Annotated in this window: 18 protein-coding genes and 1 tRNA gene; 12 read left to right on the plus strand and 7 right to left on the minus strand. The window is 69.4% G+C overall.

Translation table 11 applies throughout. The features are described 5' to 3' along the window. Window positions 1-71: 71 nt before the first annotated feature. Window positions 72-599, minus strand: a complete 528-nt coding sequence (locus RZ1_RS25170; RefSeq protein ID WP_072815310.1) for a MarR family winged helix-turn-helix transcriptional regulator — start codon at window positions 597-599, stop codon at window positions 72-74. A gap of 202 nt (window positions 600-801) precedes the next feature. Here RZ1_RS25170 and RZ1_RS25175 point away from each other — a divergent pair, with 202 nt between their 5' ends. Then, window positions 802-1,371 carry an arsenate reductase/protein-tyrosine-phosphatase family protein gene (locus tag RZ1_RS25175; protein ID WP_072815313.1) on the plus strand — a complete coding sequence of 190 codons (570 nt, stop codon included), beginning with the start codon at window positions 802-804 and terminating at the stop codon, window positions 1,369-1,371. Here RZ1_RS25175 and RZ1_RS25180 read toward each other — a convergent pair. The 3 genes from RZ1_RS25180 to RZ1_RS25190 form a co-directional block, all read right to left on the minus strand. Beyond that, window positions 1,356-2,504 carry a sulfotransferase family protein gene (locus tag RZ1_RS25180; protein WP_072815314.1) on the minus strand — a complete coding sequence of 383 codons (1,149 nt, stop codon included), beginning with the start codon at window positions 2,502-2,504 and terminating at the stop codon, window positions 1,356-1,358. The two genes, RZ1_RS25175 and RZ1_RS25180, sit on opposite strands and share 16 nt — an antisense overlap. Window positions 2,505-2,566: 62 nt before the next feature. Beyond that, entirely contained in the window at window positions 2,567-3,358 is a 792-nt protein-coding gene (locus tag RZ1_RS25185; protein ID WP_072815316.1) for an SDR family oxidoreductase, read from the minus strand. Continuing rightward, window positions 3,355-4,521 carry a hypothetical protein gene (locus tag RZ1_RS25190; RefSeq protein ID WP_072815318.1) on the minus strand — a complete coding sequence of 389 codons (1,167 nt, stop codon included), beginning with the start codon at window positions 4,519-4,521 and terminating at the stop codon, window positions 3,355-3,357. The genes RZ1_RS25185 and RZ1_RS25190 overlap by 4 nt, the downstream gene beginning before the upstream one ends. 84 nt (window positions 4,522-4,605) lie before the next feature. Between RZ1_RS25190 and RZ1_RS25195 the strand changes: the two genes are divergently transcribed. From RZ1_RS25195 to RZ1_RS25220, 6 genes are all read left to right on the plus strand, one after another. Beyond that, window positions 4,606-5,562: an IclR family transcriptional regulator gene (locus RZ1_RS25195; protein WP_083583910.1), complete on the plus strand. Its 957-nt coding sequence runs from the start codon at window positions 4,606-4,608 to the stop codon at window positions 5,560-5,562. Between the two features lie 125 nt (window positions 5,563-5,687). Beyond that, a complete protein-coding gene (cysD, locus tag RZ1_RS25200) occupies window positions 5,688-6,620 on the plus strand; it encodes a sulfate adenylyltransferase subunit CysD (protein WP_072815320.1) in 933 nt (310 codons plus the stop codon). Further along, window positions 6,620-8,443, plus strand: coding sequence for an adenylyl-sulfate kinase (gene cysC / locus RZ1_RS25205; protein ID WP_072815322.1), 1,824 nt, complete (start codon window positions 6,620-6,622; stop codon window positions 8,441-8,443). The genes cysD and cysC overlap by 1 nt, the downstream gene beginning before the upstream one ends. After that, window positions 8,440-9,561: a 3'(2'),5'-bisphosphate nucleotidase CysQ gene (locus RZ1_RS25210; RefSeq protein ID WP_072815324.1), complete on the plus strand. Its 1,122-nt coding sequence runs from the start codon at window positions 8,440-8,442 to the stop codon at window positions 9,559-9,561. Before cysC ends, RZ1_RS25210 begins: the two co-directional genes overlap by 4 nt. 59 nt (window positions 9,562-9,620) lie before the next feature. Beyond that, window positions 9,621-10,619: an MBL fold metallo-hydrolase gene (locus tag RZ1_RS25215; RefSeq protein WP_072815326.1), complete on the plus strand. Its 999-nt coding sequence runs from the start codon at window positions 9,621-9,623 to the stop codon at window positions 10,617-10,619. Window positions 10,620-10,635: 16 nt separating this feature from the next. Further along, window positions 10,636-11,001 (plus strand): SgcJ/EcaC family oxidoreductase, encoded by a 366-nt coding sequence (locus RZ1_RS25220; RefSeq protein WP_072815328.1) that lies wholly within the window; start codon window positions 10,636-10,638, stop codon window positions 10,999-11,001. A gap of 77 nt (window positions 11,002-11,078) precedes the next feature. On the opposite strand, the gene RZ1_RS25225 is transcribed toward RZ1_RS25220, so the two are convergent. The 3 genes from RZ1_RS25225 to RZ1_RS25235 all read right to left on the minus strand — a co-directional run bounded on the left by RZ1_RS25225 (window position 11,079) and on the right by RZ1_RS25235 (window position 12,792). Then, window positions 11,079-11,154: transfer RNA gene (locus RZ1_RS25225), tRNA-Arg, on the minus strand. Between the two features lie 103 nt (window positions 11,155-11,257). After that, a complete protein-coding gene (locus RZ1_RS25230; RefSeq protein WP_072815330.1) occupies window positions 11,258-11,956 on the minus strand; it encodes a DUF305 domain-containing protein in 699 nt (232 codons plus the stop codon). Beyond that, window positions 11,953-12,792: a thioredoxin-like domain-containing protein gene (locus RZ1_RS25235; protein WP_072815332.1), complete on the minus strand. Its 840-nt coding sequence runs from the start codon at window positions 12,790-12,792 to the stop codon at window positions 11,953-11,955. The genes RZ1_RS25230 and RZ1_RS25235 overlap by 4 nt, the downstream gene beginning before the upstream one ends. A 133-nt stretch (window positions 12,793-12,925) precedes the next feature. On the opposite strand from RZ1_RS25235, the gene argS reads away from it, so the two are divergent. From argS to thrB, 5 genes are all read left to right on the plus strand, one after another. After that, complete coding sequence (argS, locus tag RZ1_RS25240; RefSeq protein WP_072815333.1) at window positions 12,926-14,578, plus strand: arginine--tRNA ligase; 1,653 nt, start codon at window positions 12,926-12,928, stop codon at window positions 14,576-14,578. Continuing rightward, on the plus strand, window positions 14,575-15,996 hold the full coding sequence (gene lysA / locus RZ1_RS25245; RefSeq protein ID WP_072815334.1) for a diaminopimelate decarboxylase: 1,422 nt from the start codon (window positions 14,575-14,577) through the stop codon (window positions 15,994-15,996). Before argS ends, lysA begins: the two co-directional genes overlap by 4 nt. Continuing rightward, on the plus strand, window positions 15,993-17,318 hold the full coding sequence (locus RZ1_RS25250) for a homoserine dehydrogenase (RefSeq protein WP_072815335.1): 1,326 nt from the start codon (window positions 15,993-15,995) through the stop codon (window positions 17,316-17,318). The genes lysA and RZ1_RS25250 overlap by 4 nt, the downstream gene beginning before the upstream one ends. Continuing rightward, entirely contained in the window at window positions 17,315-18,406 is a 1,092-nt protein-coding gene (thrC, locus tag RZ1_RS25255; protein WP_072815336.1) for a threonine synthase, read from the plus strand. The genes RZ1_RS25250 and thrC overlap by 4 nt, the downstream gene beginning before the upstream one ends. Before the next feature lie 66 nt (window positions 18,407-18,472). After that, entirely contained in the window at window positions 18,473-19,402 is a 930-nt protein-coding gene (thrB, locus tag RZ1_RS25260) for a homoserine kinase (RefSeq protein ID WP_072815337.1), read from the plus strand. Window positions 19,403-19,479: the final 77 nt, after the last annotated feature.

Below are 19,479 nucleotides of genomic sequence, written 5' to 3' on the forward strand. Positions count from 1 at the left end.
CAGGGCCGCCCCAGGAAAGGGCGGCCCTGCAGTCGTTTTGGAGGTCGGAGGCGTTCGGGCCGGTGGTGCGGTCACCACTTCGTCGGTTCGCCACCGGTGTCGAAGTCACCGGCGTCGTGCCGCATCCCGGCCAGAATGCGCAGCAGCGGCTCGAGCTGATCGCCGGGAACGCCGGGCCGCGAGAACACCTCCGCGTTGAGCTTCTCGGTCGTCTCGATCGCCAGCGCGCGACCCTCGTCGGTGAGTTCGATCAGCGTCGCGCGACGGTCGCTCGGATGCGGTGTGCGGCGCACCAGCCCCGCCGATTCGAGCCGGTCCACCGCGTTCGTCACGCTCGTCGGATGCACCTGCAGCCGGGCACTGGCCTTGGCCATCGGCAGGGCCCCACTGCGCGTGAAGTGCAGCAACGTGATCAGCTCGTAGCGGGCGAAGGTCAAGCCGAACGGTTTCAGCACCTCCTCGACGCGCGCCATGAGGATCTGCTGGGCCCGCATCAGCGACGTCACCACGGCCATGCCGTCCGCGACCTCACCCCAGCCGTGGTCGATCCACTGGCGGTGGGCTTCGGCGATCGGGTCGAGCGGTAGCGGTGCAGGCATACGTCGATCATCCCACGACGGAATGCCTGGTCGGGCCGCGGACACGGCCCGGACGGGCAGCGTGGATGCTGCCGCTCGCCGGATCCGGCGAGGGCGATCGGCATGAACGGACGATGTCCGGTCCGGGAACGGCCGGTGTATCGGCGGTGACCACCAACTATGGGCTGCCGCCGCATGTTTCGTGCCCGCTAGAGTCCCGGCCGTGCACATCCTGTTCGTCTGCAGCGGCAACGTGTGCCGCTCGGTGATCGCGGAGCGGCTCACCCGCGCATACGCCACCGAGCACGGCCTGAGCGAGCTGACCGCCGAGAGCGCCGGAACCCGCGCACTCGTCGGCTATCCCGTCGAGCCGCGCGCCGCGGCGGTGATCAGCGGCCTCGGCGGCGACCCCGCCGGCTTCCGCGCCCGCCGACTCTGCGAACGGATGGTCGTCGCGGCGGACCTGATCCTGACGATGACCGAGGAGCAGCGCGACCGGGCGTCCGCGCTCGCCGCCGGCGCGGCCCCGAAGACGTTCACCCTGCCCGAGGCTCACCGCATCGCGACGCTCACCGGCGCCGACACCGTCGCACGACTCGACGTGTTCCGGGACCCGAGCGGGACGGCGGGTACCCCGGGGATCGCCGATCCGGTGGGTCTGTCCGACCGGGCGTTCGTGGAGGTCGGCGACCGCATCGCCGAGGCCTTGTTTCCGCTGCTCGCCCGCCTCGCACCCCGGCTCGGCGGACACCCCCGCCCCGCGGCCCCCGGGGGCGGTCAGCGAAAGGCGTAATCGGGGAAGCGTTCGTCGACGTCGGCCACGGTAAGCCCGAACTCTTCGAGGGTGTAGCGGTGGGCGGGTCTGCGGTCGCCCTGACGGCTCTCGGTGTGCAGCGCCGCCATCGCCGCCTCCGCATCGGCGCCGAGGACGATCCCGAAGCGGTCGTAGAGCGCGCCGACGGTGCCGATCGGGTCGGTGACGAAGTCGCGGTAGTCGACGTCGACGAACTGCGCCCGGTCGTGTCGCGCGCGGACCTCGGCGAACTTGTCGAAGCCGCGCGCCCACAGGTCGAGCTGGCTGCGGCCGATCGTGGCGCCGGCGAAGACCTCGGACCAGCCGTCCGAGGCTTGCGCAGCGAGGCTGCACACCGACGGGATGACGGTGCGCGGATCGCGATGGGTGACGACGACGAGCGCGTCCGGGTACACGGTGAGCAACTCGTCGAGCGCGAACAGGTGGCTCGGGTTCTTGAGCACCCAGCGCTTCTCGCTCTCGTGCATGCCGATGAGTTGCAGATTGCGGCGATGCCGCTCGTAGGCGCCCGTCCAGTCCTGGCCCGCGAGCCACTGCGAATAGGTGGGCAGGTGCGCGAGGCATTCGTACGACACGGACCGGAACGACTGGCGCAGCAACTGCCAGCACTCCTCGACCTCGCCGGCCGACATGTAGTGCACGCCCATGAACTCGGGGTGCTCGACATGGTGCTGCGCGAACCCGGCTTCGATCCCGGCGAACACCGGGTTGTCCGCCCACGTGTCGCGTGGCGGTCGAGGCTGCGGCATCTCCGTCAGCCACATCTCGAGGCCCTGGTGGGCGGGGTCGGCGGTGAGCAGCCGGTGCAGCGCGGTGGTGCCGGTGCGGGGCAGCCCGGTGACGAAGATCGGGCGGGTGATCTCGACGCCTGCGTGCTCGGGATGCTGCTTCCAGGCGGCCTCGGACAGCAGACGCGCGACGAGGGCGCCGCGCAGGAACACCCGTGACATCTTGCTGCCGAGCGGGGTCAGCCTCTCGTCGCGGGTGTACGACTCGAGCAGTACATCGAGGGCCTCGCGGTACTCGTCGGTGCCGAAGTCGGTCAGTCCGGTGATCCGGGTTGCGGATTCGTGCAGCGATTCGGCGCTGCCGATGGTGGTGCGTTCGGTCATGGTGTGTCCGTCTCCTCGTGCGCGCTTTCGGTAGCGCCGGCTACCGGAATCGCGCACGGATGTCAGTGGTGGAATTCGCCGCAGTTGACGTCGAGGCACTGCCCGGTGATCGCCGACGCCATCGGCGAGGCCAGGAAGATCACTGCGTCGGCGATCTCCTCGGTGGTGGGCAGACGACGCAGGTCGCTCGCGGCCGCGGTGTGCTCGTAGATCTGCTCGACGGTGGTGCCGTACTTGCCGGCCTGGTGTTCGAAGTAGCCCTGGAGGATCGGACCCCAGATGTGGCCGGGAGCAACGGAATTCACCCGGATTCCCCGGGGGCCGAGTTCGGTGGCCAGCGACTGCGACAGCGACAGCAGCGCCGATTTCGCGATCTTGTAGCTGCCGTACCGCTCCTGTGAGTGTCGCAGCACCATCGAGTTGAGGTTCACCACTGCGCCTTTCGAGTCGGACAGGGCGGGGGTGAACAACTGGGTCAGACGCAGTGCGCCGAGCACGGTCAGCTCGACGCTGTCACGGATGTGCTGGAAGTCTGTGCGCGCCAGTGGCTTCATGGACGGGATCGAGAACGCGTTGTTGACCAGCGCGTGCACAGCGCCGAACTCCTCGACGGCCGCCGCGACGAGGGCCGCTGCGGACTCGTCGTCGGTGATGTCGGTGGGCACGCCCAGGGCGCGCCGGCCCAGTGCGGTGACCTCCGCGGCGACCTCGTCGAGCCGCTCGCGGGTGCGGGCGGCCAGGACGACGTCGGCGCCGTGTTCGGCGCACCGCACCGCGAGGGTGCGCCCGAGCCCGGGGCCGACACCGGAGATCACGACCACTCGGTCGCGCAGCAGACCCGCCGGCGCGCTCATGCCTGCATCCGATCGGCGATCGCGGTCTGGCGCGCGGCGATCCGTTGCGCCCACGCTTCACCGGTGATGCGGTTGGACTCGTGGAACGGCAGCGACGCGGCGACCGCGGCGAACGGGACCACCTGTGCGGTGGGCCCGTCCGCGGCTGTGAGCTCGCGGTCGGTGCGCTGCCACCGGAACTGCAGGATGCCCCGGCTGCGGCCGAGCGTCTCGATCCAGTTGGTGACGCCGGGGTTGCGGTTCGCGATCACGATGCGGACGTTGCCGTCCGGATCGACCTGCGCCTGAGCGTTGTTCAGTGACGTCTGGTGGTGGATGTAGTCGAGAGAGATGTACCAGAGGCTGCCGATCTGGAACCCCAGGTAGGGGGCATCGGATGCGGGGACGGTGAGGATCATCGCCTCGTCGTCGGCGAGCTCGTAGTGTCCGACGGACGAGTATTGGGTGTCCAGGCCGCCCGGCGTGCGGCGTGGTTCGGTGAGCGTGTTGACCGGCAGCTTCAGGTAGAACCATTCGGGGAACTGCAACCACGTCTTCACCCGGGAAACGAGCGCGCGACCGGCGCGTTCGTAGCGCTTGGCGGCGTCCTGCTGCGTCGGTTCGGGTGCGGGGGTGCCGAGGGTGTCGACCCGGTCGATGCGGATGGTGCCGCGTCGTTGCGACCAGTCGCTGTACACCTCGCGCACGACAAGCTGGGACGATCCGCGGGCGAGGGTGAAGTAGTTGCGTGCCGGGTCGGCGGGACCGGGACCGAAGCGCACCTCGAACGTGCCGTCGTCCTCGATGCGGATCGCACGATCGTCGAAGGCGGTGACGTTGCCGGGTACGTTGGTGTCGGTGTAGTTGCCGGCGAGCACCTGGAAGCTCAGATCGCAGGTGGTGCCGCGGCGGCCGGTGACGACGTATTCGGCGTCGTCGCGCAGGGCTGCACCCCAGTACAGCGTGTCGGGGTTGTCCAGGCCCATCTTGGCGTAGGGGCCGGTGCCGGTGATGAGCACAGGATGGCTGCTGCTGTGCGCCCAGGCGGCGTGTGCACACGCGGCGATTCCGCCGGCGAGATACCCGTAGCCCTCGGCGAGGTCCTGGTCCGTGCGGATGTGCGGTGCGGTGGCGACGAGTTTCTCGGCTTCGGCGATCGCCGCGGTGAGCGGATCGGTGAGCACATCGATCTCCCTGTGGTTCAAATATGTACCGCTGCGGTAGGCTGCGGTTCGCCCGACGATAGAACGTGTTGCAGGGAGTGGTCAATGGTTCGTCCCGGTCCTACCGCCGCGCAGATCTCGGACGACGACGAAGCCGCGTCCGGCGCGGGTTCCGCCCGTCGTTCGCCGCCGACCGAGCGGGTCGTACAGGTTCTCGACCACCTCGTCGCTCACCCCGGGGTCCGGTTCGGCCTGTCCGAACTCGCCCGGGAGCTCGGCCTGAGCAAACCCACCTGCCTCGGCATCCTCGGTGCGCTCGTCGACGCGGGCTACCTCATGCGCGATCCGGCCGGCAAGACCTACGGGCTCGGACCTGCGCTGATCGTCGCCGGTCGCGCGGCCCAGCGCGGCTTCGCGGCCGGTCCGGTCGCGCACAAGCACCTCGCCGAGCTCAGTGCCCGGTTCGACGCCGCCTGCACGGCCTCCGCGGTGGTCGGTGACCGCATCGCGGTGCTCGACGTCGTGGGTCCGCGCGGAGCGACGGCGACCGCCCGGGTGGGGGAGGTGTACCCGTTCGCGCCGCCGGTGGGCCTGATGTACGTGCTGTGGGACACCGACCAGCGCCTCGAGCGCTGGCTGCGTCGCGAGCCGACCCTGCCGGTACACCTCGACCGGCCGCGCCTGCAGCGGGTTGTCGACGAGTGCCGGCGCACCGGCTACCTCGTCGAATCGCTCACCCCGGGCGGCCGGCGGCTGTACGCGCTCATGGCCGGGGTGGTCGCGCACAACCTGGCGCCCGAGCTGCGCGAGCTGCTCGGAGAACTGGTGTCGAGTCCGGGCGAGCGGGTCCTGTTCCCGGAGGAGGGCCCGGCCGGCCGGCCGCTCGCGGTGAACCTGATCGCCGCGCCCGCCTTCGACCCGGACGGGCATCAGTCGCTGGTTCTGGTCCTGCACGTCGAGGACGAGATCGACGCCGCGGAGATCGCGCGGCGCGGCGCGGCCCTGGTCGAGGCGGCCGACGCGATCACCGCGGAGCTCGGCGGCCGACGCCCGGAGCACTGAGCGCCGGTCCGGGCCCTGGGAATCGGATGTTGACCCGGAATTGAAACTCGTTCTATCGTTTCGGCAGACAGCTTCGACCGATTCGGTACATATTTGGACCGACGATCCCCGGGCGGGAGTACCCGATGACCACGGCACAGCCGTTTCGACCACCGTCCTACGAGTTGTCGCCCCTGGGCGCGCTCGAAGCCGAATCCGTGCACATTTTCCGGGAGGTCGCCGCGACCTTCGAACGGCCGGTGCTGCTCTTCTCCGGCGGTAAGGATTCGGTCGTGATGCTCCACCTCGCGGCCAAGGCCTTCTGGCCGGCGCCGCTGCCGTTTCCGGTGCTGCACATCGACACCGGCCACAACTTCGACGAGCTCATCGAGTTCCGTGACCGGGCCGTCGGCAGGCTCGGCCTGCGCCTGATCGTCGCCTCCGTGCAGGACGACATCGACGCCGGCCGTGCCGTCGAGGACACCGGTCCGCATGCCAGCCGCAACCGGCTGCAGACCGGCACCCTGCTGCGTGCCCTGCGCGAAGGCGGCTTCGACGCGGTCTTCGGTGGGGCCCGCCGCGACGAGGAGAAGGCCCGCGCCAAGGAGCGCATCTTCAGCTTCCGCGACGAGTTCGGGCAGTGGGACCCGAAGGCGCAGCGGCCCGAACTGTGGCACCTGTACAACGGGCGGCACCGTAAGGGTGAACACATCCGGGTGTTCCCGCTGTCGAACTGGACCGAACTCGACATCTGGTCGTACCTGCGCGACGAGAAGGTGGCCCTGCCGTCGCTGTACTATGCGCACCGCAGGCCCGTCGTCGAACGCGACGGAATGTTGCTCGCGCACACCAGATTCCTGACCTTGCAGGCCGGGGAGCAAACGCGGGAGGCGCTCGTGCGGTTCCGCACCGTCGGCGACGCCACCTGCACCGGTTGCGTCGAATCCACCGCGGTCACCGCCGACGAGGTCGTCACCGAGGTCGCCGCCAGCCGCGTCACCGAACGCGGCGCCACCCGCGCCGACGACCGAATCTCCGAGGCGGGCATGGAAGACCGCAAGAAGGAGGGGTACTTCTGATGTCCCGCATGGTGCGCATCGCGACCGCCGGCAGCGTCGACGACGGAAAATCCACGCTGATCGGTCGGCTGCTGTTCGATTCCAAGGCCGTCTTCGAGGATCAGCTCGACGCCGTCGCCCGCACGAGCCGGGCCCGCGGCGCAGAGCACACCGATCTGGCGCTGCTCACCGACGGTCTCCGGGCCGAACGGGAACAGGGCATCACCATCGACGTCGCGTACCGCTACTTCGCGACGCCGCACCGCAGCTTCGTCATCGCCGATACCCCCGGCCACGAGCAGTACACCCGCAACATGGTCACCGGCGCCTCGACCGCCGACCTCGCGTTGATCCTCGTCGACGCCCGCAAGGGAATCCTCGAGCAGACCCGGCGGCACGCGTTCCTGTCGAGCCTGCTCGGCGTACCGCACCTGGTGCTGTGCGTGAACAAGATGGACCTGGTGGACTGGTCACAGGACCGCTTCGACGAGATCTGCGACGAATTCCGGCGATTCGCAGCGAAATTGGAGATACACGATCTGAGCTTCGTGCCGATCTCGGCGCTGCAGGGCGACAACGTCGTCGGTCGCACCATGAACATGCCCTGGTACGAGGGGACGTCGCTGCTGCATCACCTCGAACAGGTGCACATCGGTTCCGACCACAACCTCATCGACGCGCGCATGCCCGTCCAGTACGTCATCCGTCCCGACGGCGACTTCCGGGGCTACGCGGGCACCGTCGCCAGCGGGGTGTTCAAGCCCGGCGACGAGGTCGTCGCACTGCCGTCCGGATTCGGCACCCGGGTCAAGCGCCTCTGGGGTCCCGGCGGCGAACCGCTCGACCAGGCATTCGCCGACGTCGCCGTGTGTGTCGAACTCGAGGACGAACGCGACATCGGCCGCGGCGACATGCTGTGCCGGCCGAACAACCGGCCGCTCGTCGGCACCGAGATCGACGCGATGGTCTGCTGGCTCACGGAACGCTCGAACCTCGACCCGGACGCCCGCTATACCCTGCTGCACACCACGAAGGCGGTCCACGCGCGCGCCGTGCGGCTCGACTACCGGCTCGACGTCAACTCCCTGCACCGCGACGAGGCCGCGACGACGCTGGGTCTCAACGAGATCGGGCGAGTGCAGCTGCGCACCCAGCAGCCGCTGTTGTTCGACCCGTATCGGCGCAACCGCACCACCGGCAGCTTCATCCTCGTCGACGAGGTCACCGGCAACACCGTCGCCGCCGGCATGATCACCGGGCCCACCCTTGCCGAGACACGCGCCGTGTGGCATCCCGGTGAGGTCGCCCGCGCGGATCGGGTCACCACGGGCAGGACGGTATGGCTCACCGGCCTGTCCGCATCCGGAAAGTCCACGATCGCTGCGGAACTCGAACGTCGCCTGCTCGCGGCGGGTGTTCCCGCCTATCGTCTGGACGGCGACAATCTGCGCCACGGCCTCAACGCCGACCTCGGCTTCGGGCCCGAGGACCGCGCCGAAAACGTGCGCCGCGTCGGTGCGGTCGCCCAGTTGATGGCCGACGCGGGCCTGGTCGCGATCTGCTCGCTGATCAGTCCCTACCGCGCCGACCGCGACCGAATCCGGCAGCAGCACGCGGACGCCGGCATCCCGTTCGTCGAGGTGTTCGTCGACACCCCGCTCGCCGACTGCGAGGCTCGCGATCCCAAGGGCATGTATGCCCGTGCCCGTGCGGGGGAGATCACCGGATTCACCGGCGTCGACGACCCGTACGAGCCGCCGCGGAGCCCGGACCTGGTGCTCCGCCCGTCCGACGGCGACCCGGTCGCGCAGGCCGCCCGGATCATGGAAGTGTTGACCTCATGACGGACGATGCTGCTCTGGCCGCCGAGATCGCCTCGGCCGCAGGCGAACTGTTGCTGACTGTGCGGGCCACCGAGGCCGATGCCCTGAGCGGGCGCGAACTCGGCCGTCGCGGCGACCACGACGCCAATGTTCTCATCCTGGGCCTGCTCGCCGAGCACCGTCCCGGTGATGCCGTGCTCTCCGAGGAGTCCGCGGACGACCCGGCCCGCGTCGACGCCGACCGGGTCTGGATCATCGACCCGCTCGACGGATCCAAGGAATACGGGATGCTCGGCCACACCGACTGGGCGGTGCACGTGGCGCTGTGGGAGGCCGGCCGCGGCCTGACCGCCGGCGCGGTCGCCCAACCCGGCCTGGGCGCCGTCTACAGCACGGACGACACACCGGTCGTCGAGCGGCGCCCGCTCGGTGACGGCCGGCCCCGCATCGTGATCAGCGGCAGTCGGCCGCCCGAGTTCGTCGGCGACGTGGCCCGCGCCGTGGGCGCCGACCTCGTGCCCATGGGCTCGGCCGGCGCGAAGGCCATGGCCGTCCTGCGTGGGGAGGTCGACGCGTACGTTCACGCCGGCGGCCAGTGGGAGTGGGACTCGGCGGCGCCGGTCGCCGTCGCGCGGGCCGCCGGGTTGTTCTGCGCGCGGATCGACGGCACCGCGCTCGAATACAACCGCCCCCACCCGTACCTGCCGGATCTGGTGATCTGCCGGCCGGACTGGGCGCCGACGCTCATGGCGGCGGTCGCCGAGCACGCGACCGCGCCGACGGACAGCCCACGGGTCGCGATGGCCCGCGTCTACATCCGATCGCTGATCAGCCACGACGCGTCGCACGTGCGCCTGGCCGCGGACGCCTGGCGGGTGGAGAACGGGCAGCGCACCGGCGACACCGGCGCCGAGATCCGGGAACGGCTCGAGCACGGCCCGGAGTATCTGCCGATCCGCCGTGTCCGGGACCTGACGTTCCACGAGTGGGGCAACGACGTCGTGGCGCGTTTCCTGCTGGACATCGACGCCGGCCGCGGTGCCGACCTGACGGTGTCGGTCACCGAGCACTTCGACATCCCGGCGGGGGAGATCCGTTCGATTCTCGCGATAATCGAGCCTCATGGGGGGAATAGTTGAACCCTTTGCGCTAGCGTCGAGGAGAAGATGCAGTAGTGCAGATTTCGGAGGCGGCAAATATGGAACAGTTCAACGAAGCCCGGGACATCGGGGACGGCATCCACGCGATCCCCGTTCCCGTCTCGGACCTGCCGGTCGGCGACACCCAGGTCTACGCGATCGAGTCCCCACGCGGCGTGATCCTCGTGGACGTGGGCTGGAACAACGACACCTCCTGGAATGCGCTGCAATCCGGGCTCGCTTCCGCCGGGCTGTCGGTGACCGACGTCGAGGGGGTGGTCGTCACCCACTTCCATCCCGACCACGTCGGTCTCACCGGCCGCATCCGTGAAGCATCCGGATGCTGGGTCGGCATGCACGAAGCAGACTTCGAGCAGCTCGGGCACATGATGGCCGGCCACGACTGGACGAACCGGGAACTCGACCAGTGGATCAAGGCCGGAGCGCCCGCCGAGCAGATCGACGAATTCCTCGCCGCCGGCCGCGACCGCGACGGTGTCCCGGACGAGCAGCCGGACCGGATCCTGAAGACCGACGAGGTGATCCCGCTCGCCGGACGCACCCTGCGCACCGTGTTCACCCCCGGCCACACCCCCGGCCACGCCTGCTTCTACATCGAGGAACACGGCATCCTCTTCAGCGGCGACCACGTGCTCGCCAAGACCACCCCGCACATCGGCGAATTCGACTTCCCCGTCGCCGAACGCGACGCGCTGGGGGAGTTCCTCGACTCGCTGCGCGCCGTCGCGGCCCTGCCCGCCCGGCGCACCCTGCCCGCGCACCGGCAACCCATCGACGACCTCGCCGCCCGGACCGAAGCGCTCGTCGAACATCACGAACGCCGCCTCGACGACCTCTACGATTCATTCGGGGACGAGGAGCTGACGTTGTGGCAGGCCACCGAACGCATGACGTGGTACCGGCCGTGGCACGAAACCCCGCCGCGCGGCAAGCAGATGGCCATGTCCGAAGGCTCGGCGCACATCCGTCACCTCATCGAGCGGGGACGCGCCCGCCGCGTCCCCGGGACCGACCCGGCGCGGTTCGTCCGCGTGTGAATCCGAGAGGACAGCGATGACACCCGAACAGCTCGTCACCGAGTTCTGCGCCGCCTGGGCAGAACCGGACCCGGCCACGCTCGCCGCGTACTTCACCGACGACGCCGTCTACCACAACATTCCGATGGAGGCGGTCCACGGCCGCGCCGCGATCGAGGAGTTCGTCACCGGGTTCGTCGCCGCGTTCGGCGGCATCGACTTCCGCATCCACCGGCAGGTCGCGAACGGCAACGTCGTCCTCAACGAACGCACCGACGTGTTCACGATGAATGGGCGCACGATCGAACTGCCCGTCATGGGGTCGTTCGAGGTGGTCGACGGGAAGATCGCCGCGTGGCGGGACTACTTCGACATGGGACCGCTCACCACCCCCGCCGGGTAGCGGAGGAGTCCGCACCGAGAGCCGGCAGCCGAAAACACCAGGCCCCGCTTCGAATACGAAGCGGGGCCTGGTGTTTGTGGTGCCCTCGGCAGGATTCGAACCTGCGACTTCTTGCTCCGGAGGCAAGCGCTCTATCCCCTGAGCTACGAGGGCAATCCGGGCCCACCGGCTGACCGGCGGTGCGGAGTTAGCCTAGCGCATTGTTGCCCATACGCCACATCGCCTGGTCAGCAGCGGTTTTTCGGCCCGGATCGCGTCAATTCATCGGCAGTGGCTGCGCGCCGCGCTCGGCGAGCATCGAGGCTATCAACTGCGATTCGCCCGTCTGCGTGTCGACCATCGTCTGCGCCAGCGTCCGCACCGCGGGGGTCTCGCCGTGCTCGGCTCCATACCCCATCATCGGCAGCCCGCCTTCGTGGTGCCGCAGCATCAACTGCAGGAACAGCACATCGAGTTCCGGACCCGACGCGGCCCGCAACGCCGCCAGCTCCTGCGAGGTCGCCATGCCCGGCATCGGAGCCGACCCGCCGGCCGAACCGTGGCCCGCGGCATGTTCGCCGTGCATGTGCTCGGCGTCGTCGCTCATCCACATCATGTACTCGCCGGTGGGCAGCGGCGCCCGGTCCCACAGCGACAGCCAGCCCTGCATCTGACCGACCTGGTTCTGCTGCGTGGTGAGAATGTCGTACGCCAGATTCTGCACCCGCTGATCCGTCGACCCGGTCAGGGCGATCGTGGCCATTTCGATCGCCTGGTTGTGGTGCACGCTCATGTCCTGGGAGAAACCCACATCCACGGAATCGGCCGCCGGAACCTCCTGCGCATCCCCGCGGGGAATCAGGAAACCGATCAGGAAACCGACCGCGAGCGCGGCGATCAGTCCGAGCACCACCAGTATCCGCCCCTGACCCGCGCCGCGGGCCGCCTGCTCCTGCACAACGCCGACGTCACTCATCGTCCGCTCCCCGCCGGAGCCTGCATGTCGGTCTGCACCTCGGAGGCGTCGAGGGTTCCGCCGTCCATCGCCACGGCGTTCGCGCCGGGATCCGACGGATCGAACGGCGGCGGATTCGCCGGATCGTACGAGCCTGGGATCGTCGCGCAGCTCGCACCGACCTCCGGGTACACGTACCTGTTCTGGCGCAGCGAGGCGATGAACTGGTCGATCCGCTCGTCGCCGGCGGAATCGACCGCGAGCTGATGACCCCAGGACTGCAGCGAGATCGGCGAGGTCTGGCCCGGGTACGGGGACATCATGGTGTAGGACTTGCCGTCGACCTTCGCGGTGAGCGTGTCGATTCCCGCGGCGTCGACGAGATCCGGATTGTAGGTGATCCACACCGCACCGTGCTCGAGCGAATGCACCGCGTTCTCCGTGCGGATCGCTTCGGGATAGACGGTGCCCGTGCACGTGGCCCAGATCGCGTCGTGCGGGCCACCGAACGGCGGGGTCCGGTCGTAGGCGACGCGTTGCGTCGAATCGATGTGCTGCCCGGCGGGATAGTCGACTGTGACGATGCCCTCGAGCGCGGTCGACGGATCCTGATTCGACTCGGACGGCGTCCACGCCGCCAGCTGCTGCTGACCCTGGTACTTCGGGACGATGCTCACCGCGATCACTGCGATCAGCACGGCGACGACCGCGACGCCGCCGATCACCATCCACGGGATCTGACGCTGCTTGGGAAGGCCGCGGCCCCCGCCGCTCTTCTTCGCGGCGGCCGAGATGGCCTTCGCGGACTTGGCCCCGGGCTTCTTGCCGGAGCCACCGTTAACCGAACCGCTGGGCATCGCTGGTTGCTCTTTCGATCGAATGGACAACGAGGCCGCGGCCCCCACGGCCGCAGGTCCCCACAACTGTACGGGCGTGCTCATGCGGGGCACCGTCGGTGCGCGTCGGGCCCAGCCAATAGGATGAACTCCTGTGACTCCTGCCGACCTTGCCGAATTGCTCCACGGAACCGCTGCGAGGGTGCTCGCCGAGCGTGACCTCGACGTGTCCGTCCTGCCCGAGACCCTCACCGTCGAGCGGCCCCGGAACCCGGAGCACGGCGACTATGCGACCAACGTGGCGATGCAGGTCGCGAAGAAGGCCGGTGTGAACCCGCGCGAGCTCGCAACCTGGCTCGCCGAAGCTCTCACCGCCGCGGACGGTATCGACTCCGCCGACGTCGCGGGACCGGGCTTCCTCAACATCCGACTCGCCGCCGATGCGCAGGGTGCGATCGTCGCGAAGGTGCTCACCGAGCTCACGGCGTACGGCAACGCCGACGCGCTCGCCGGACGCAAGATCAACCTCGAGTTCGTGTCGGCGAACCCGACCGGCCCGATCCACCTCGGCGGCACCCGCTGGGCCGCCGTCGGCGACGCGCTCGGCCGGATCCTGTCGACGCAGGGCGCCGCGGTCACCCGCGAGTACTACTTCAACGACCACGGCGCGCAGATCGACCGTTTCACACGCTCGCTGATCGCCGCCGCCAAGGGCGAACCGGCCCCCGAGGACGGCTACGCCGGCGACTACATCCTCGACATCGCCGCCGAGGTCCAGAAGCAGGCGCCCGGCGCGCTCGAGCTGCCCGAGGCCGACCGGCACGAAACGTTCCGGTCCATCGGCGTCGACCTGATGTTCGCGCACATCAAGCGCACGCTGCACGAATTCGGCGTCGACTTCGACGTGTACTTCCACGAGAACTCGCTGTTCGAGTCCGGTGCGGTCGACAAGGCCGTCGAGACGCTCAAGAGCTCCGGCAACCTGTACAGCGCCGACGGCGCGTGGTGGCTCAAGAGCACCGACTTCGGCGACGACAAGGACCGCGTCGTCATCAAGTCCGACGGCAACGCCGCCTACATCGCCGGCGACATCGCCTACTTCCAGGACAAGCGCTCGCGCGGCTTCGACCTGTGCATCTACATGCTCGGCGCCGACCACCACGGCTACATCGGCCGCCTCAAAGCCGCCGCCGCCGCGTTCGGCGACGACCCCGACACCGTCGAGGTCATGATCGGCCAGATGGTCAACCTCGTCCGCGACGGGCAGGCCGTGAAGATGAGCAAGCGCGCCGGCACCGTCATCACCCTCGACGACCTCGTCGAGGCGATCGGCGTGGACGCGGCCCGCTACGCACTCGTGCGTTCGTCGGTCGACCAGAGCATCGACATCGACCTCGAACTGTGGACGTCGGCCGGCAACGAGAACCCGGTCTACTACGTGCAGTACGCGCACGCCCGTCTGTCGTCGATCGCGCGCAACGCCGCCGACCTGGGCCTCAGCGGCGAGGGTGCGAACCTCGCACTGCTCACCCACGACCGCGAAGGCGACCTGATCCGCACGATCGGCGAGTACCCGCGTGTCGTCGCGAAGGCCGCGGAACTACGCGAACCGCACCGGGTAGCGCGCTACCTCGAGGAACTCGCCGGCACCTACCACCGGTTCTACGACGCGTGCCGCATCCTCCCGCAGGGCGACGAGGAGCCCGGCGATCTGCACACCGCGCGGCTCGCACTGTGCGCGGCGGCACGCCAGGTTCTCGCCAACGGCCTCGGCCTGCTCGGTGTCAGCGCCCCGGAGCGGATGTGAACGCGCATCCTGCCGGTCCCCGGCACGCCGAGATCCCGCACGCACCAGGGCTGCCCGAGCGTCCCGCCACCACCGACGAACTGAACGCGCTGCACCGGCAGGTGTGGCCGCGCGGCACGACGCGGGGCGACGACGGTGTCGTGCGCATCGCGGGGGTCCCGGTCACCGAACTCGCCGAGAAGTACGGCACCCCGCTGTTCGTGATCGACGAAGCGGACTTCCGGTCCCGGTGCCGCGAGATCGCCGCGGCTTTCGGCCCCGAAGCGAAGGTGCACTACGCGTCCAAGGCGTTCCTGTGCACGGAGATCGCCCGCTGGGTGCATCAGGAGGGGCTGTGCCTCGACGTCGCGTCCGGCGGTGAACTCGCGGTCGCGCTGCACGCCGGGTTCCCCGCCGAGAAGATCGCGATGCACGGCAACAACAAGTCCGTCGCGGAACTGCGCACCGCGGTCGCGGCCGGCGTCGGGCACATCGTGCTCGACTCGATGGCCGAGATCGATCGGCTCGACGCGGTCGCCGGGGAAGCCGGTGTCGTCCAGGACGTGCTGATCCGCGTCACCGTCGGTGTCGAGGCGCACACCCACGAGTTCATCTCCACCGCGCACGAGGATCAGAAGTTCGGTCTCTCGCTCGCCGGGGGCGTCGCGATGGCTGCCGTGCGCCGCGTGTTCGAGACCGCCAACCTGCGGCTGGTGGGCCTGCACAGCCACATCGGCTCGCAGATCTTCGACGTCGACGGCTTCGAACTGGCCGCGCACCGGGTGATCGGCCTGCTCCGCGACATCGTCGCCGAGTTCGGCGTGGACAAGACCTCCCAGCTGAACATCGTCGACCTCGGCGGTGGTCTCGGGATCTCGTACGTGCCCAGCGACGACCCGCCGCCGGTCGACGAACTCGCCGCGAAGCTCCGCGACATCGTGCGGACCGAATCCGCACGGGTGGGGCTGCCCACCCCGACCCTGGCGGTCGAGCCGGGCCGGGCCATCGCCGGACCGGGCACGATCACCCTCTACGAGGTCGGCACGATCAAGGACGTCGCGGTCGCCGCGGGTCACAGCCGCCGCTACATCAGCGTCGACGGCGGCATGAGCGACAACATCCGTACCTCCCTGTACCAGGCCGAATACGAATCCCGGCTGGTCTCCCGCGTCAGCGACGCGGAACCGGTCGTCGCACGGGTCGTCGGCAAGCACTGTGAGAGCGGTGACATCGTGATCCGCGACACCTGGATGCCCGGTGACGTGGCGGCCGGTGATTTGCTGGCCGTCGCCGCGACCGGTGCATACTGCTATTCGATGTCCAGCAGGTACAACCTGCTGCCCCGTCCCGCCGTCGTGGCGGTCGAGGCCGGCGTTTCCCGCGTCGTCCTGCGTCGGGAAACCGTGGAAGATCTGCTGAGCTTGGAGGTTACGGAGTGACGACCGAATCGGGGACCAGTCAGGCGCCGCGGCCAGTCGGCGTGGCGGTGCTCGGCCACGGCACCGTCGGCGCCGAGGTCGTCCGCATCATCCGGGACGACGCGACCGATCTCGAGGCCCGCATCGGTGCGCCGCTCGAGCTGCGCGGCGTGGCGGTGCGCACCGTCTCGGAGGACCGCGGTATCCCGGTCGAGCTCCTCACCACCGACGCGGAATCCCTGATCGCCCGCGACGACGTCGACATCGTCGTCGAGGTCATCGGCGGCATCGACCTGCCCCGCAAGCTGGTGCGCGCCGCGCTCGACGCCGGCAAGTCCGTGGTCACCGCCAACAAGGCGCTGCTGGCCGAGTACACCGGTGAACTGGCGGAGGCCGCCGAGGCCAAGCACGTCGACCTGTACTTCGAGGCCGCCGTCGCCGGTGCGATCCCGGTGATCCGCCCGTTGACGCAGTCCCTGGCAGGCGACCGCGTCAACCGCGTGATCGGCATCGTCAACGGCACCACCAACTACATCCTGTCGGCGATGGACGAGACCGGAGCCGACTACGCCGAGGCGCTCGCCGAGGCAGGCCGGCTCGGGTACGCCGAGGCCGACCCGACCGCGGACGTCGAGGGCTTCGACGCCGCTTCCAAGGCCGCCATCCTCGCATCCATCGCGTTTCACACCCGCGTCACCGCCGGCGACGTGTACCGCGAGGGCATCTCGAAGATCAGTGCCGCCGATCTCACGTCCGCTCGCGCGCTGAACTGCAACGTCAAGCTCCTCGCGATCTGTGAGCGCATCACCACCGACGACGGCAAGGACAAGGTCTCGGCGCGGGTCTACCCGGCACTGGTGCCGCGGGAGCATCCGCTCGCGAGTGTGTCCGGCGCGTTCAACGCCGTGGTCGTCGAAGCCGAGGCCTCGGGTCGGCTGATGTTCTACGGCCAGGGTGCCGGGGGCGCCCCCACCGCGTCCGCGGTGATGGGCGACCTCGTGATGGCCGCGCGCAACCGCGTGCAGGGCGGTCGCGGTCCGCGCGAATCGAAGTACGCGGATCTCGAGATCGCGCCGATGAGCGAGATCGTGACGCGCTATTACGTGAACCTGCAGGTCGCAGACCGGGCAGGTGTGCTCTCCGCCGTGGCCGCCGAGTTCGCCAAACGTGGGGTCAGCATCTCCGCCGTGCGCCAGGAAGGCGCCGGGAACGGTGCACGCCTGGTGGTGCTCACGCACCGCGCCACCGACGAAGCGTTGTCGAGTACGGTCGCAGCACTCGACGAGCTCGAATCCGTAACTGCTGTGACCAGTGTCCTGAGACTGGAGGGATCCGCCGAATGAGCGCGGCCGAGAAGAACACCACCCCCGTGCACACGCCGTGGCCGGGCCTGATCGAGGCGTACCGCTCTCGACTGCCGATCGGTGAAGGCTGGAAGACGGTGACGCTGCGCGAGGGTGCTACGCCGCTGCTGCCGGCTCCCCGCCTCTCCGAGATCACCGGCTGCGACGTCCACGTCAAGGTCGAGGGCCTCAACCCCACCGGCTCCTTCAAGGACCGGGGTATGACGATGGCCGTCACCGAGGCGTTGGCGACCGGCAAGCAGGCGGTGCTGTGTGCATCCACCGGCAACACCTCCGCGTCGGCCGCCGCGTACGCGTCCCGCGCCGGCATCGGCTGCGCGGTGCTCGTGCCGCAGGGCAAGATCGCCATGGGCAAGCTCGCCCAGGCCGTCATGCACGGTGCGACGATCGTGCAGGTCGAAGGAAACTTCGACGACTGCCTCGAGTTGGCTCGCAAGACAACCGCCGAGTTCCCGACGATCGGACTGGTCAACTCCGTCAACCCGGTCCGCATCGAGGGCCAGAAGACCGCTGCGTTCGAGATCGTCGACGCCCTCGGTGACGCTCCCGACGTGCACGTGCTCCCGGTGGGCAACGCGGGCAACATCACGGCGTACTGGAAGGGCTACTCCGAGTACTTCGCCGACGGCGTGAGCACCCGCCGTCCGCGCATGCTCGGTGTGCAGGCCGCCGGTGCGGCCCCGCTCGTGCTGGGGCACCCGGTCAAGGATCCGGAAACGATCGCCACGGCCATCCGGATCGGTGCCCCCGCTTCGTGGCACGGTGCGGTCACGGCGAAGGAGGAGTCGGGCGGCGCGTTCCGCGCAGCCACCGACGACGAGATCCTCGAGGCGTACCACCTGCTCGCGAAGTCCGAGTCGATCTTCGTCGAGCCGGCCTCCGCCGCGTCGATCGCGGGTCTGCTCGCCGCAAGCAAGGAGGGCTGGCTGCCGCGCGGCCTGCGGGTCGTGTGCACCGTCACCGGCAACGGGCTCAAGGACCCGGACACCGCGTTGCGCGACGTTCCCGTGGTGCAGCCGATCCCGGTCGACCCGGTTGCTGTGGCCTCGGCACTCGAGTTGGTCTAGGGCTCGAGCAGCACAGTGACCGCTTCGCCCTCCTCTGTTGGGAATCACGCTGTTGGGAATCACGACATGACGCAGACTCTGCCGGTAGGGATCTCGGTGACGGCCCGGGTTCCCGCGTCGAGCGCGAACCTGGGACCCGGTTTCGACTCGCTCGGTCTCGCTCTCGGGTTGTACGACGAGATCACCGTCACGACAACCGGATCCGGTCTCGACGTCCGCGTCGAAGGGGAGGGAGCCGAGGAGGTGCCGTGGGGTCCCACGCACCTGGTGGTGCGTGCCGTCGAGCGTGGTCTCGAAGCCGCGGGTGTGTGGGCGGATGGTCTGGACATCGTGTGCCGCAACGTCATTCCGCATTCGCGGGGACTCGGGTCGTCCGCATCCGCCGTCGTCGGCGGACTCGCTGCAGCCAACGGACTGGTGCGCAAGGTGGCGCCGGAGCGGGCACTCGACGACACGCAGCTCGTGCAGCTGTCGTCCGAGTTCGAAGGGCACCCGGACAACGCGTCGGCGAGCGTGCTCGGCGGTGTCGTCGTGTCGTGGAGTGAAGCGGGGGTCGACGCCGAGCAGCGTGCCTACCGGGCCGTGACGCTGCCGGTCGACCCGGCGATCAAGGTCGTGGTGCTCGTCCCGGCGGTCCGCTCGTCGACCGCGCACACACGCGGGTTGCTGCCGGATCTCGTGCCGCATCGTGACGCGTCGTTCAACGTCAGCCGTGCCGCGCTGGCGGTGGTCGCGCTGACCCAGCGTCCCGACCTGCTGATGCCCGCGACCGAGGACATGCTGCACCAGGGGCAGAGGGCCCCGGCCCTGCCGCTCACGACCAAGTGGGTCGCGGTGCTGCGCGAGGCCGGAATCGCCGCGACGGTGTCCGGAGCCGGACCCACGGTGCTGGCACTGACGACCGAGCCGTTCCCCGCCGAGCTGCGTGCCGCGGCGGAGGCGGACGACCTGGCGGTCCTCGAACTCGAGGTCGCCGGCGGCGTCGAGGTGAGCTGAAACCGGGCTTGGCGACGAGCCGGAACACACCTTGTAGGAGGGTGTTCTTGCTCAACGTACAGTTCGTCGCTATCCTG

The organism is Rhodococcus zopfii NBRC 100606 = JCM 9919 (genome assembly GCF_001895025.1).
In the GTDB taxonomy this organism is placed as follows: domain Bacteria; phylum Actinomycetota; class Actinomycetes; order Mycobacteriales; family Mycobacteriaceae; genus Rhodococcus; species Rhodococcus zopfii.

Excerpts from the sequence above, each read along its gene's own strand:
- RZ1_RS25195 (WP_083583910.1), top strand. The coding sequence starts at position 4,606 with ATGGTTCGTCCCGGTCCTACCGCCGCGCAGATCTCGGACGACGACGAA.
- cysC (WP_072815322.1), top strand. The coding sequence starts at position 6,620 with ATGTCCCGCATGGTGCGCATCGCGACCGCCGGCAGCGTCGACGACGGA.
- RZ1_RS25235 (WP_072815332.1), bottom strand. The coding sequence starts at position 12,792 with ATGCCCAGCGGTTCGGTTAACGGTGGCTCCGGCAAGAAGCCCGGGGCC.
- RZ1_RS25220 (WP_072815328.1), top strand. The coding sequence starts at position 10,636 with ATGACACCCGAACAGCTCGTCACCGAGTTCTGCGCCGCCTGGGCAGAA.
- RZ1_RS25230 (WP_072815330.1), bottom strand. The coding sequence starts at position 11,956 with ATGAGTGACGTCGGCGTTGTGCAGGAGCAGGCGGCCCGCGGCGCGGGT.
- RZ1_RS25215 (WP_072815326.1), top strand. The coding sequence starts at position 9,621 with ATGGAACAGTTCAACGAAGCCCGGGACATCGGGGACGGCATCCACGCG.
- RZ1_RS25210 (WP_072815324.1), top strand. The coding sequence starts at position 8,440 with ATGACGGACGATGCTGCTCTGGCCGCCGAGATCGCCTCGGCCGCAGGC.
- cysD (WP_072815320.1), top strand. The coding sequence starts at position 5,688 with ATGACCACGGCACAGCCGTTTCGACCACCGTCCTACGAGTTGTCGCCC.
- thrC (WP_072815336.1), top strand. The coding sequence starts at position 17,315 with ATGAGCGCGGCCGAGAAGAACACCACCCCCGTGCACACGCCGTGGCCG.
- RZ1_RS25180 (WP_072815314.1), bottom strand. The coding sequence starts at position 2,504 with ATGACCGAACGCACCACCATCGGCAGCGCCGAATCGCTGCACGAATCC.
- RZ1_RS25185 (WP_072815316.1), bottom strand. The coding sequence starts at position 3,358 with ATGAGCGCGCCGGCGGGTCTGCTGCGCGACCGAGTGGTCGTGATCTCC.
- RZ1_RS25170 (WP_072815310.1), bottom strand. The coding sequence starts at position 599 with ATGCCTGCACCGCTACCGCTCGACCCGATCGCCGAAGCCCACCGCCAG.
- thrB (WP_072815337.1), top strand. The coding sequence starts at position 18,473 with ATGACGCAGACTCTGCCGGTAGGGATCTCGGTGACGGCCCGGGTTCCC.